The organism is Kitasatospora sp. NPDC048662 (genome assembly GCF_055587065.1).
This window is the reverse complement of record NZ_JBVJHA010000002.1, coordinates 998,876-1,012,073: the sequence shown is the minus strand read 5'-3', so window position 1 is coordinate 1,012,073 and position 13,198 is coordinate 998,876. Positions and strand designations below refer to the sequence as shown.

At 71.1% G+C, this 13,198-nt stretch carries 12 protein-coding genes and 2 rRNA genes; 11 read left to right on the top strand and 3 right to left on the bottom strand.

The window, feature by feature from the left end; genetic code table 11:
• Both ACZ6R9_RS10535 and rrf read left to right on the top strand, forming a co-directional pair.
• A 23S ribosomal RNA gene (locus ACZ6R9_RS10535) occupies positions 1–93 on the top strand; the annotation flags it as partial.
• Between the two features lie 65 nt (positions 94–158).
• Positions 159–275: ribosomal RNA gene (gene rrf / locus ACZ6R9_RS10530) — 5S ribosomal RNA — on the top strand.
• 59 nt (positions 276–334) lie between these two features.
• On the opposite strand, the gene ACZ6R9_RS10525 is transcribed toward rrf, so the two are convergent.
• Positions 335–718 carry a YrhB domain-containing protein gene (locus ACZ6R9_RS10525; RefSeq protein ID WP_380488741.1) on the bottom strand — a complete coding sequence of 128 codons (384 nt, stop codon included), beginning with the start codon at positions 716–718 and terminating at the stop codon, positions 335–337.
• A 30-nt stretch (positions 719–748) separates the two neighbouring features.
• Positions 749–1,522 (bottom strand): SDR family NAD(P)-dependent oxidoreductase, encoded by a 774-nt coding sequence (locus tag ACZ6R9_RS10520; RefSeq protein WP_465537667.1) that lies wholly within the window; start codon positions 1,520–1,522, stop codon positions 749–751.
• A gap of 97 nt (positions 1,523–1,619) precedes the next feature.
• Here ACZ6R9_RS10520 and ACZ6R9_RS10515 point away from each other — a divergent pair, with 97 nt between their 5' ends.
• From ACZ6R9_RS10515 to pstB, 9 genes are all read left to right on the top strand, one after another.
• Positions 1,620–2,255, top strand: a complete 636-nt coding sequence (locus tag ACZ6R9_RS10515) for a TetR/AcrR family transcriptional regulator (protein WP_380488739.1) — start codon at positions 1,620–1,622, stop codon at positions 2,253–2,255.
• Between the two features lie 30 nt (positions 2,256–2,285).
• Positions 2,286–3,206, top strand: a complete 921-nt coding sequence (mshD, locus tag ACZ6R9_RS10510; RefSeq protein WP_465537665.1) for a mycothiol synthase — start codon at positions 2,286–2,288, stop codon at positions 3,204–3,206.
• Between the two features lie 352 nt (positions 3,207–3,558).
• Positions 3,559–5,928: an RNA degradosome polyphosphate kinase gene (locus ACZ6R9_RS10505; protein WP_380488742.1), complete on the top strand. Its 2,370-nt coding sequence runs from the start codon at positions 3,559–3,561 to the stop codon at positions 5,926–5,928.
• Between the two features lie 92 nt (positions 5,929–6,020).
• Positions 6,021–7,088: a CHAD domain-containing protein gene (locus tag ACZ6R9_RS10500; RefSeq protein ID WP_380488737.1), complete on the top strand. Its 1,068-nt coding sequence runs from the start codon at positions 6,021–6,023 to the stop codon at positions 7,086–7,088.
• Positions 7,089–7,116: 28 nt separating this feature from the next.
• A complete protein-coding gene (locus tag ACZ6R9_RS10495) occupies positions 7,117–7,629 on the top strand; it encodes an NUDIX hydrolase (protein WP_380488736.1) in 513 nt (170 codons plus the stop codon).
• A 255-nt stretch (positions 7,630–7,884) separates the two neighbouring features.
• The gene (gene pstS / locus ACZ6R9_RS10490; protein WP_465537662.1) at positions 7,885–9,015 is read left to right on the top strand and encodes a phosphate ABC transporter substrate-binding protein PstS; all 1,131 of its coding nucleotides are present in this window, start codon (positions 7,885–7,887) and stop codon (positions 9,013–9,015) included.
• A gap of 168 nt (positions 9,016–9,183) precedes the next feature.
• The gene (gene pstC, locus ACZ6R9_RS10485) at positions 9,184–10,164 is read left to right on the top strand and encodes a phosphate ABC transporter permease subunit PstC (protein WP_380488734.1); all 981 of its coding nucleotides are present in this window, start codon (positions 9,184–9,186) and stop codon (positions 10,162–10,164) included.
• Positions 10,161–11,240, top strand: a complete 1,080-nt coding sequence (gene pstA, locus ACZ6R9_RS10480) for a phosphate ABC transporter permease PstA (protein WP_465537659.1) — start codon at positions 10,161–10,163, stop codon at positions 11,238–11,240. The genes pstC and pstA overlap by 4 nt, the downstream gene beginning before the upstream one ends.
• Before the next feature lie 41 nt (positions 11,241–11,281).
• Positions 11,282–12,058: a phosphate ABC transporter ATP-binding protein PstB gene (gene pstB, locus ACZ6R9_RS10475; RefSeq protein ID WP_380488732.1), complete on the top strand. Its 777-nt coding sequence runs from the start codon at positions 11,282–11,284 to the stop codon at positions 12,056–12,058.
• Positions 12,059–12,199: 141 nt separating this feature from the next.
• Here pstB and ACZ6R9_RS10470 read toward each other — a convergent pair whose 3' ends face one another.
• Positions 12,200–13,195, bottom strand: coding sequence for an inorganic phosphate transporter (locus ACZ6R9_RS10470; RefSeq protein WP_380488731.1), 996 nt, complete (start codon positions 13,193–13,195; stop codon positions 12,200–12,202).
• Between the last annotated feature and the right edge of the window lie 3 nt (positions 13,196–13,198).

Genomic DNA, 13,198 nt, shown 5'->3' with positions numbered 1-13,198 from the left:
GGCTCCCAGTAGACGACTGGGTTGATAGGCCGGATATGGAAGCCCTGTGAGGGGTGGAGTTGACCGGTACTAATAGGCCGAGGGCTTGTCCTCAGTTGCTCGCGTCCACTGTGTTGTTCTGAAACAACGACCCACTCCGGTGGACAGTTTCATAGTGTTTCGGTGGTCATAGCGTGAGGGAAACGCCCGGTTACATTCCGAACCCGGAAGCTAAGCCTCACAGCGCCGATGGTACTGCAGGGGGGACCCTGTGGGAGAGTAGGACGCCGCCGAACAATTCTTCAGGGAAAGCCCCCCGCCTCACGGCGGGGGGCTTTTTCGCATTCTCGGACTTTCAGAGGATCGGGCCGGCAAGGGTCTCGATGGGAAGTCGACGATCCGTCCGCGGCTCGTCGGAGGCCCCGGCGTCCGCCTGGGCGTGTTTGACCTGCCGGAGGTAGAGCTCCTCCCAGCCGCCACCGACGTAGGTGGTGGTCGGTATGTGGTGAATGCTGCCGTCCTGACGGTCCACCAGGTAGGGGCCGGAGCCGATCAGGGCCGTGTGCCTGTCCCGGGTGCGGACGAATTCCGCCGACTGCCAGAAGACCAGCCAGCCGTGGGGGTGTTCCTCCACGCGGAGAATGGCGAGTTCCGGCGCCAGCGCCATCCAGGCCACCTCTCCGCGTCGTCTCTCCAACAGTGCCTCGACCAGTTGCGCAGCGCGTTCTTCAGTGATCACGCCGTGATTCTGCACTACGGCGCGCGGAGGTCAGAGGTGCGAGCCGCCGGTCGCGTCGATGGTCTGGCCGGTGATCCAGCGGGAGTGGGGGGTGGCGAGGAAGGCGACGATGTCGGCGACGTCGTCGGGCCGGCCGATGCGGCCGAGGGCGGAGCGGGAAGCCGCGTGGGCCTGGGCGGCGGGGTTGCCGCGGAGCCAGGAGGCGTTGGTGTCGGTGTCGATGATGCCGGGGCGGACGGAGTTGGCGGTGATGCCGCGGGGGCCGAGCTGGGCGGCGAGGTTGAGGGTGAAGTTGTCGAGGGCGCCCTTGGTGGCGTTGTAGGCGATGATCTCGGGCATGGCGATGCGGGCGACGCCGCTGGAGATGTTGATGATGCGCCCGCCGTCGCGGAGCCGGGGCAGGGCCTGCTGGGTGAGGAAGAACGGCGCACGGACGTTGACCGCGAAGACCTCGTCGAACTCGTCCTCGGTGAGGTCGGCGAGGGCGGAGCTGCGGCCGATGCCGGCGTTGTTGACCAGGATGTCGAGCCCACCGTCGGGGGTGTACTCGCGGCCGGCCAGGTCGAAGGCCTCCCAGAGGCGGGCGGCGTCGCCGTGGCTGCCGAGGGGGGCGTGGACCAGGAAGGCCTTGCCGCCGTTGGCGCGGATCTTCTCCAGGACGGTGGTGGCGGCCTCGTGGTCACGGGCGTAGCCGAGGGCGATGGTGGCGCCGTCCTGGGCGAGGCGTTCGGCGATGCCACGGCCGATGCCGCGGGAGGCACCGGTGACCAGGGCGATCTTGCCGTCAAGTACGCGTGCAGACATGGTGGTTGACCCATCCCTCATTTGTTGAGTGACCGTTCAAGAAAGACCGTAGCATGGCCTCACGCACTTTTTGAGTGGTCGCTCTAAAATGGGTGCCATGACGACGAGCGCAGGTGCGAGACGAGGCCGCCCGCCGGCCTTCGACCGGGCGGCGGTGCTGGCGGCGGCGACCAGGTTGTTCTGGGAGCGGGGCTACCAGGCGACCTCGGTGGGGGAGTTGACCGGGGCGATGGGGATCAAGTCGGGCAGCCTGTACGCGGCGTTCGGCGACAAGGAGTCGCTGTTCCGCGAGGTGGTGCGGGGGTATCAGCAGTCCCCGGTGGGGGAGTTCGTGGGGCTGGCGTTCGCCGAGGAGCCGACCGTTCGGGCGGCGTTCGTCCGGATCCTGCGGGAGGCGGCGCGGATCTACTCGGACCCGGAGCATCCGGCGGGCTGCCTGGTGATCAGTGCGGCTACCAATGTGGCCGCCCAGGACGACGAAGTGGCGGTGTTCCTGCGGGAGTTGCGGGACGCGAACCTGGCAGCGTTCGAGGAACGGCTGTCCACCGCGCAGCGGTTCGGCGAGCTGCCGCCCGAGGCGGATCCGGCCGCGCTGGCACGGTACTTCGGTGCGGTGCTGCAGGGCATGTCGCAGCGCGCCCGGGACGGCGCGGACCAGGCGGAGCTGGCGGCGACGGCCGAGCTGGCCCTGCTGGCCTGGCCGGTCGTGGGCGCGGACGAGGCGGCCTCCTGAAAGGGGGCCGGAGGACGTACGCTCGGCAGTATGCAGACTTCTGAGAACACGTCAGGCGACGGCCGGGTCGAACGCGTCGATGTTCTGACGGCGGAACAGGCCGAGGCGGTGCGGGAGTTGCTGGCGGAGGCGGCCCGGGCGGACGGTCGGGAGGCGGTCTCGGAGGCGGGCCGGCTGCGCATTCGCCCCGACAGCCCCCGCCCGGGGGTGCGGCACCTGGTGCAGCTGGCGGACGACCGGATCACGGGGTACGCCCAGGTCGAGGGCGAGCGGCCCGGGACGGTCGAGCTGACGGTGGCCCCGGCCGACCGCGGCCGCGGCCTGGGCGGGTCGCTGGTGCGCGAGGTGCTGGCCGGTGCGGACGGCGAGCTGAACTTCTGGGCGCACGGCGGCCTCCCGGCGGCCCGGCACCTGGCCGAGGTCCACGGGGCGGTGCTGGTGCGGGAGTTGCGGCAGATGCGGCGCACCGCCGAGGCGCCGGGGCCGGTTCCGCTGCCGGCCGGCGTCGAGCTGCGGACGTTCGAGCCGGGCCGCGACGAGCAGGCCTGGCTGGCGCTGAACGCGCTGGCGTTCGCCCACCACCCCGAGCAGGGCTCGTGGACGGAGCAGGACCTGGCGGAGCGGATGGCCGAGCCATGGTTCGACCCGAAGGGCTTCTTCCTGGCGGAGCGCGAGGGCCGGCTGGTCGGCTACCACTGGACCAAGACGCAGCCGGACGGCCTGGGCGAGGTGTACGTGGTGGGCGTGGACCCGGCGGAGCAGGGCGGCGGTCTGGGCAAGGCGCTGACCGCGGCGGGCCTGCGGCACCTGATCCTGGAACGCGGCCTGCCGACGGTGATGCTGTACGTGGACGCGGACAACGCCGCGGCCGTCCGGGTGTACGAGCGGCTGGGCTTCGCCGTCCACGAGGTGGACCTGATGTACCGCTGGGAGCCGTCGGCAGGCCGCTGAGCCGGCCGGGAGCTGGGCGGGTGCCGGCCGGGAGCGGGGCAGGTGCCGGGCGGGTGCCGGCCGGGAGCTGGGCAGGTGCCGGGCGGACGGGGCCGTCCGGTAACTGCCACAGGGGTGACGGACTCAGCTTTCCTCCCGGCCATGCGGTGTTTACCGTGGATTCAATTGGCGCCGCGAAGATCACAGAATGTCGTCCGTATTGCCCCGTCCGCGTCACCGCTCCACCCGCCGTCCGGCCGGGCCGGTTCCGGCTGCGCCGGGTGGGTGGCCGCTGGTCGACGAGGACGAGCAGCGAGCGGAGGCGTGTCCTTCGTCCCGCCCGGCCCGCGTCCTGCAGGAGGAGCTGGAACAGATGAGCATCCCGCGCCCCGTCTCCGATTCGGCTGCGGCCGAGTCCAGCATCGAGCAGAAGCCGACCGTCCGGCCGGGCGCGAAGGCCGGGCCCGCGAAAGCCGGGCCCCGGTCCGGCGGTAGGTCCGCGGTCAAGGACCCGGCGAAGGCCAAGGACCAGGTGAAGGTCAAGGACCCGGCGAGGGAGCCGCGGGCCAAGGCCGATTCGGCGGTGCCGACCGAGCCGGTGCGGGCGGCCACCGCGCTGCCCGCGGTGTTCCTGGCGGGCGGCACGGACGGGCGCGGCGCGGAGGAGGCGGAGCTGCCGCAGGGCCGGTTCCTGGACCGTGAGCGCAGCTGGCTGGCGTTCAACGAGCGGGTCCTGGAGCTCGCCGAGGACCCGAACATCCCGCTGCTGGAGCGCACCAAGTTCCTGGCGATCTTCGCGTCCAACCTGGACGAGTTCTTCATGGTGCGGGTGGCGGGGCTGAAGCGCCGGATCGCCACCGGGGTCGCCCAGCGGTCGGCGTCGGGGCTGCAGCCGCGCGAGGTGCTGGACCTGATCTGGCGCCGCTCGCGTGAACTGATGGCCCGCCACGCGGCCACCTTCCAGCAGGAGGTGTTGCCGGATCTCGCGGCCGAGGGCATCGAGCTGGTGCGCTGGCCGGACTTGGCGGAGACCGAGCAGAGCCGCCTGCACACGCTGTTCCGGCAGCAGATCTTCCCCGTCCTGACGCCGCTGGCGGTGGACCCGGCGCACCCGTTCCCGTACATATCGGGACTGTCGCTGAACCTGGCGGTGGTGGTCCGCAACCCGGTGTCGGGGCACAAGCACTTCGCCCGGGTGAAGGTGCCGCAGCTGCTGTCGCGCTTCCTGGAGGCCTCGCCGCAGCGGTACGTGCCGCTGGAGGACGTGATGGGCGCCCACCTGGAGGAGCTGTTCCCGGGGATGGAGGTGCTCGCCCACCACGCGTTCCGGGTCACCCGCAACGAGGACCTGGAGGTGGAGGAGGACGACACCGAGAACATCCTGAAGGCGCTGGAGAAGGAACTGATGCGGCGCCGCTTCGGGCCGCCGGTGCGCCTGGAGGTCGAGGAGTCCATCGACCCGTACATCCTGGACCTGCTGGTGCGGGAGCTGAACATCACCGAGGCGGAGGTCTTCCCGCTGCCCGGCCCGCTCGACCTGACCGGCCTGTTCGGCATCGCCGACCTGGACCGCCCCGAGCTGCGGTACCCGAAGTTCGTGGCGGGCACCGCGCGCGGCCTGATCGACGTTGAGTCCGCCTCGCAACCGGACATCTTCGCCGCGATGCGTGAGCGCGACGTGCTGCTGCACCACCCGTACGACTCGTTCTCCACCTCGGTGCAGGCGTTCCTGGAGCAGGCCGCCGCCGACCCGCACGTGCTGGCGATCAAGCAGACGCTGTACCGCACCTCCGGCGACTCGCCGATCGTGGACGCGTTGATAGACGCCGCGGAGTCCGGCAAGCAGGTGCTGGTCCTGGTGGAGATCAAGGCGCGCTTCGACGAGCAGGCCAACATCAAGTGGGCCCGCAAGCTGGAGGAGGCCGGCTGCCACGTGGTGTACGGCCTGATCGGGCTGAAGACGCACTGCAAGCTGTCGCTGGTGGTCCGGCAGGAGGGCGAGACGCTGCGCCGGTACTCGCACGTCGGCACCGGCAACTACCATCCGAAGACCGCCCGGCTGTACGAGGACCTGGGCCTGCTGACCTCCGACCCGCAGGTCGGCGCGGACCTCTCCGACCTGTTCAACCGGCTGTCCGGCTACTCGCGCCGCGAGTCGTACCGGCGGCTGCTGACCGCGCCGCGCGGGCTGCGCGACGGCCTGGTCGCCCGGATCAACGGGGAGATCGCGCACCACCGCGCCGGCCGGCCGGCCTTCGTCAAGATGAAGGTCAACTCGATCGTCGACGAGGTGGTCATCGACGCGCTGTACCGGGCCTCGCAGGCCGGGGTGCCGGTGGACGTGTGGGTGCGCGGCATCTGCGCGATCCGGCCGGGCGTGCCCGGGCTGAGCGAGAACGTCCGGGTGCGGTCCATCCTCGGCCGGTTCCTGGAGCACTCCCGGATATTCGTGTTCGGCAACGGTGGCGACCCCGAGGTGTGGATCGGCAGCGCCGACATGATGCACCGCAACCTCGACCGCCGGATCGAGGCGCTGGTCCGGGTCACCGACCCGGCGCACCGGGCCGAACTGAACGGGCTGCTGGACCTCGGCGTCTCCGACGAGACCGACTCCTGGCACCTCGGCCCGGACGGCACCTGGATCCGCCACGCGCAGGACGCCGAGGGCCGCCCGCTGCGGCACGTCCAGGACCTGCTGATCGACTCACGCCGCCGCAACCGCGGCTCCGCCGCCGCACGCTGAGCGGCACCCCGCCCGCGCCGGGAGCCCTCCCGGCGCGGGCGGCATGCAGCCCCGGGGCAGGCCCGGGGACGGAATCGGGGAGAGCCACAGCCATGACCGATGCGCCGACGACGGCCCCGGTGGCGCGCGCCGCGACCGCCGGGGAGGTCCTTGCCGGCTACCTGACCGCACAGGCGGGCGTGTTTCTGCGCGCCCTGCCGCAGGCGGTCGGCGAGGCGGGCTCCAGACCGGGTGCGCTCCCGGCGTCGGCACAGGCCGCGGACGACCTGCTGCGCGCGGTGCGCCGGATCGGCGGCGCGCTGCACACCTTCGGGCCGGTCTTCGATCCGGCGTGGGCGCAGGAGTCGCGGACCGAGCTGCGCTGGCTGGTCGACCTGCTCAGCCAGGAACCGGGCTACCGGCGCCGCTCCGACCGGTTGCTCGGCGCCGTCGACTCGCTGGCCGACACCGCCCCCGACGGGGCCGGCATGCTGGCCGGCCACCCGGGCGCGCCGAAGGCCCGGGCGCTGCTGGAACGGCAGTTGACGCTGGCCCGGACCCGTTCGCACACCGCGCTGCTGCAGGAGCTGCGTTCGGCCCGGCTGCACGCGCTGGCCGACCGGATGACGCTGCTGGCCGGCGAGGTGCCGCTGCTGCCCGAGGCCGCCGCCGAGCCGGCGGTGGCGCTGCTGCCGCGCACCGCTGCGGCGCTGGAGGCGCTGGTGGCGGCGGCCGAGCGGCTGCCCTGGCAGCGCTCCGCGCAGGCGTACGCCGGGGCGGGCCTGCACCGGCTGGGTGCGGCCCCGGCGGACACGGTGCCGGTGCCGCGTGGTGCGGGGGACCCGGCGGACGTGGCGCTGGCGGCGGACGACGCGCCGTGGCTGCGGGCCCGGATCCTGGTGAAGCGGGCCCGGTACGCGCTGGCGGTGTGCAATGCGCCGGACGGTGAACTGCTGGAGCTGGACCGGGTGTTGGGCTGCCATCAGGAGGCGTCGGACGCGGCGGCGACGGTCGCCGCGGCCGCCCGCACGCCACGGATCACCCCGGCGACGGCGTACGTGCTGGGTGTGGTGCACGCCGATCAGCGGCTGGACGTGGAGGCCGCCCGGTACGCTTTCGGGCGCCAGTGGCCGGCGGTGGCGTCCGGGCTGGTCGGCCCGTTCGCCGTGCCGTCGGACTGAACCCCGCTCCCCGACCCGGATGGATCGCGTGCCACAGCTCCCCGATCACCCGTCGCCGTCCGACCGTGCCCACCCCCGGTCGGGCGGCGCCCGCACCGACCGCCGCCCGGCGGCCGGGCCCCGCTCGACGGTGCTGGCGGCGGGCGCGGTGCTGTGGGTGCCGGGTCCGCTGCGCAAGGACGGCAGCCGCAAGAAGCCGCGGGTGGCGCTGGTGCACCGGCCCAAGTACGACGACTGGAGCCTGCCGAAGGGCAAGCTCGACCCCGGCGAGGGCTGGCGGACGGCGGCGCTGCGCGAGGTCCGGGAGGAGACCGGGATGCGCTGCCTGCTGGGCCCGGAGCTGCCGACCCAGCACTACCTGGTGCAGGGCCGCCCGAAGGAGGTCAGGTACTGGGCGGCGGTGCCGACCGGCGGATCCTTCCGGCCGAACCGGGAGGTGGACCGGCTGGAGTGGCTGCCGCCGCGGCGCGCCAAGGAACGGCTGACGCACCCCCGTGACCGGGTGCTGATCGACGCGCTGCTGGAGCTGTTGCCCGGCTGAGCGCCCGGCCCCGCTCGGTTCGGGGGTCCGCCCTGCCGGGACGGGTGATCTGCCCGCGCCCGACCTGTGACGCAACCGTTACTACTGGCCAAGGTTTCCTGACATCCGTCCGAGGTTCACTCCCCGTTCATTTGTGACGGGCTGACGCGTCACCTGTCCTGCCTAACTTCGGGATTACCGGAGGGCCGGAAGGGCCCCGGACCACAGCAAATCCGGTCACTCGGAGACCGGTATTGCCTCAGAAAGGGACACCCTGTGAACCTGCGGAACGGCCGCTCCAAGGCCCTCGCCATCGGTGCCGTCGCGCTCGTCTCCACGCTGTCGCTGTCGGCCTGCGGCACGGACGACAACTCCAAGCCCGACGCGGGCGGCTCGTCCGCCGGTGCCCCGGCCGCCAAGATCGCCTGCTCCGACAAGGGCGGCCAGCTGCTGGCGGCCGGTTCGACCGCGCAGACCCCGGCGATCGAGGTCTGGAAGGCCGCCTACAGCGGCGCCTGCTCCAGCACCAGCCTGACCTACAGCGGCGGCGGCTCCGGCGCGGGTGTCACCCAGTTCAACCAGGGCAAGATCGCTTTCGCGGGTTCCGACGGTGCCCTCAAGGCGACCGAGATCGAGGCCTCGAAGGCCGTCTGCACCGGTGGCCAGGGCATCGACCTGCCGATGGTCGGTGGCCTGATCTCGATCGTCTTCAACGTCGAGGGTGTCGACAAGCTGACCCTGGACGCCCCGACCCTGGCGAAGATCTTCGACTCGCAGATCACCAAGTGGAACGCCCCGGAGATCGCCGCCCTGAACCCGGGCGTCAACCTCCCGGCCGCCGACATCCAGGCGATCCACCGCTCGGAGGACTCCGGCACCACCCAGAACCTGACCGCCTACCTGGCCAAGGCCGGCGGCGGCAACTGGAAGTACCCGGCCGCCAAGAGCTGGTCCGGCCAGGGCGGCCAGTCCGCGAACGGCTCCGCCGGTGTCGTGGCCCAGGTCAAGCAGGCCAAGAACTCGATCTCCTACGTCGAGCTGTCCTACGCCCAGACCAACAAGCTGAACAGCGCCGCCATCGCCACCGGTGCCTCCAAGCCGGTCGAGGCCAACGCCGCCAACGCCGCCACCACGCTGGCCAACGCCAAGATCACCGGCACCGGCGCGGACATGGCGCTGGACATCGACTACGCGACCAAGGCCGAGGGTGCCTACCCGCTGACCCTGGTCACCTACGAGATCGTCTGCGACAAGGGCAACAAGGCCGACACCCTGCCGGCCCTGAAGTCCTTCCTGAACTACACCGTCAGCGACGCGGGCCAGCAGGCCATCGGTGCGGTCGGCTACGTGCCGCTGCCGAAGGAGCTCGCCGGCAAGGTCAAGACCCAGATCGACGCCCTCGCCTGAGGCTGAGCGACGCCCGGCCGGGCGGCCCCCGAAGGAGGGGGAGGGGTTGCCCGGCCGGGCCTTGCGCCCACCGCACCACCCGTAACACCCACCATCAGAACGTCCGGGGCACCGCCGCCAAGGTGCCGCCCTCCGCGGGGCAGCGCCGCCAGACCGGAGTAAACGATCATGACTTCTTCCTCCCCCGCCGACGCGCGGGGACGGACCCCACGACGCCGCGACAGCCGTCGCGGTGACGCCGTGTTCTTCAACCTCTCCCGCGGTGCGGGCGTCCTGCTGCTGGTCATCATGGCCGCCATCGCAGGCTTCCTGGCCTACCGCTCGGCCCTGGCCCTGGGCAAGAACGAGGGCAACTTCCTCACCACCTTCGAGTGGACGCCGGACGCCGCGACACCGGTGTTCGGCATCGCCGTGCTCGCCTTCGGCACCCTGGTCAGCGCCCTCATCGCGATGCTCATCGCGGTCCCGGTCGCGGTCGGCATCGCGCTGTTCATCTCGCACTACGCGCCGCGCCGGATCGCCCAGCCGTTCGCCTACCTGGTGGACCTGCTGGCCGCCGTCCCGTCGATCGTCTACGGCCTGTGGGGCGTGCTGTTCCTGGTCCCGCACATGGACGGCCTGACCAGTTGGATGGACCAGTACCTCGGCTGGACGTACATCTTCGACCAGTCCAGCGCCGGCGTCCTGCCGCGCAACCTGTTCACCGTCGGCATCCTGCTGGCGATCATGGTGCTGCCGATCATCACCGCGGTCACCCGCGAGGTGTTCCGGCAGGTCCCGCGGATGCACGAGGAGGCGGCGCTCGCGCTGGGCGCGACCCGCTGGGAGATGGTCCGCACCGCGGTGCTGCCGTTCGGCCGCCCCGGCATCATCTCCGCGTCCATGCTGGGCCTGGGCCGCGCGCTCGGCGAGACCATCGCGGTCGCCACCGTGCTGTCCACCAACAGCAAGCTGTCGCTGCACCTGCTCGACCCGGGCGGCGGCACCTTCGCGGAGAACATCGCGCTGAAGTTCAACGAGGCCCAGCCGCTCGGCCGGGACGCCCTGATGGCCTCCGGTCTCGTCCTGTTCGTGATCACCCTGCTGGTGAACGGTGCCGCCCGCGTCATCATCGCCCGCCGCAAGGAGTACTCGGGGGCCGCCGCGTGAGTACCGTCACCACCGTCACCGACGCCACCGCTCCGCAGCTCAGCCACCGGCTGACCGCGGCCCGGCTGCCCCGCTGGGCGCCCGCCGGGATCGCCGTGGCCGCGATCCTCCTCGGCTGCGGCTTCGGCGCCGTCGCCGGACTGAAGAGCCACCTGCAGTGGGGCCTGATCTCCGCCCTGCTCTTCCTGGTCGCCAGCTACGCCGTCTCCGCCTCGGTGGAGGGCCGCCGGCAGGCCAAGGACCGCTTCGCCACCTCGCTGGTGTGGGTCGCCTTCATCTGCGCCGTGGTGCCGCTGGTCTCGCTGACCTTCTACACCGTGCAGCAGGGCATCGGGGCGATCAGCCCCGAGTTCCTCAGCCACTCGATGAAGGGCGTCGTCGCCACCCTCAGCCCGGACGGCGGCATCTACCACGCCATCATCGGCACCATCGAGCAGGTCCTGCTGGCCACCCTGATCGCCGCACCGATCGGCCTGCTCACCGCCGTCTACCTGGTGGAGTACGGCCGCGGCCGGCTCGCCAAGGCGGTCACCTTCTTCGTCGACGTGATGACGGGCATCCCGTCGGTCGTCGCCGGTCTGTTCATCCTCTCGCTCTGGAACATCCTCCTCGGCTTCCAGTACTCGGGCTTCTCCGGCAGCCTCGCGCTGGCGATCCTGATGATGCCGGTCGTGGTCCGCTCGACCGAGGAGATGCTCAAGCTCGTCCCGAACGAGCTGCGGGAAGCCTCGTACGCGCTCGGCGTGCCGCGCTGGAAGACCATCCTGCGGATCGTCCTCCCGACGGCCATCGGCGGAATCACCACCGGTGTGATGCTGGCGGTCGCCCGCATCACCGGTGAGACCGCCCCCGTGATGATGCTGGTGTTCGGCGCCGACTTCATCAACAGCGACCCGTTCAACGGACCTCAGCAGTCCCTGCCGCTCTACATCTGGCAGCAGTACTCGCAGGTCAACAACGACTTCGGCTACTCGCGCGCCTGGGGCGCGGCGCTGGTGCTGATCGCCTTCGTGATGGGGCTCAACCTCATCGCCCGAGGCATCGCCCGCTGGCGCGCGCCCAAGGGCGGACGCTGACCCCGACTGACGTACGAACAGACGAGAGAAGACGAAAGATCATGGCCAAGCGCATCGACGTCAGCGGACTGTCCGCGTACTACGGCTCCACCCGCGCCATCGAGGACATCTCGATGACCATCGAGCCCCGCTCGGTGACGGCGTTCATCGGCCCCTCCGGCTGCGGCAAGTCCACCTTCCTGCGCACCCTCAACCGGATGCACGAGGTGATCCCCGGCGCCCGGGTCGAGGGCAAGGTGATGCTCGACGACGAGAACCTGTACGGCTCGAACGTCGACCCGGTCGCCGTCCGCCGCTCGGTCGGCATGGTGTTCCAGCGGCCCAACCCGTTCCCCACCATGTCGATCTACGACAACGTGGTGGCCGGCCTGCGGCTGGCCGGCGTGAAGAAGAAGTCCGTCCTGGACGGCGTGGTGGAGAAGTCCCTGCAGGGCGCCAACCTCTGGAAGGAGGTCAAGGACCGTCTGAACAAGCCCGGCGCGGGCCTGTCCGGCGGCCAGCAGCAGCGCCTGTGCATCGCCCGGGCGATCGCGGTCGAGCCCGAGGTGCTGCTGATGGACGAGCCCTGCTCGGCCCTCGACCCGATCTCCACCCTCGCCATCGAGGACCTGATCGGTGAGCTGAAGTCGCAGTTCACCATCGTGATCGTGACCCACAACATGCAGCAGGCGGCGCGCGTCTCCGACCGCACCGCGTTCTTCAACCTGGCGGGCGTCGGCCAGCCCGGCAAGCTGATCGAGCTGGACGACACCCAGCGGATCTTCTCCAACCCGTCGGTGCAGGCCACCGAGGACTACATCTCCGGCCGCTTCGGCTGACCGGCTCCGCCGCCCTCCGGCGGCGGAGCGCACCAGCTGCTCCGCGGTGCTGCATGGCGGTGCCGCCGCGGAGCCGAAGAAGGGCCCGCCCCCGTGCTGTGGGGGCGGGCCCTTCCGCTCTGCCGCGGTACGGACGTGCGGTCAGAGGATGAGCAGGTCGACCAGTCCGTACATCGCGGCGGCCACGATCGCCGCCGCCGGCATGGTGATGAACCAGCCCATCACGATGTTCTTCGCCACGCCCCAGCGGACTGCCCGGACCCGCTTGGTGGCGCCCACACCCATGATCGCCGAGGTGATCACGTGGGTGGTGGAGATCGGCGCCGCGTAGACGAACGAGGTGATGTACATGACCGTGGAGGCGGTGGCCTCGGCGGCGAAGCCCTGCGGCGGGTCCAGCTCGATGATCTTCCGGCCGAGGGTGCGCATGATCCGCCAGCCGCCCGCGTAGGTGCCCAGCGAGAGCATCGTGGCGCAGGAGAGCTTCACCCAGATCGGGATGCCGTTGCCGGACTGGTGGCCGGAGATGGTCAGCGCCATCACCACGATGCCCATGGTCTTCTGGGCGTCCTGCAGGCCGTGCGCCAGCGCCATCGCGGCCGCCGAGGCGGTCTGCGCCACCCGGAAGTTGCGCTTGGCCTTGTGCGGGTTGGCCTTCCGGAAGATCCACAGGATCGCCAGCATCACCAGGAAGCCGCCGACCAGGCCGACGATCGGCGAAATGATCATCGGAAGGATGATCTTCTCGACCACCCCGTGCCAGATCACCTCGGTACCGCCCGCCAGCGCCGCGCCCACCAGGCCGCCGAACAGGGCGTGCGAGGAGGAGGACGGCAGGCCGAAGTACCAGGTCACCAGGTTCCAGGCGATCGCGCCGACCAGGCCGGCGAACAGGATCGCCATGCCCTGGGAACCGGTCGGGGTCTCGATGATCCCCTTGGAGACGGTCTTCGCCACCCCGCTGCCGAGGAAGGCGCCCGCCAGGTTCATCACCGCGGCCATCGCCAGCGCCGCCCTGGGGGTCAGCGCCCGGGTGGAGACCGAGGTGGCGATCGCGTTCGCGGAGTCGTGGAAGCCGTTCGTGTAAGTGAAGAAGAAAGCGACGCCGATGACGACGATCAGTGCTGCCATGTCCACGGA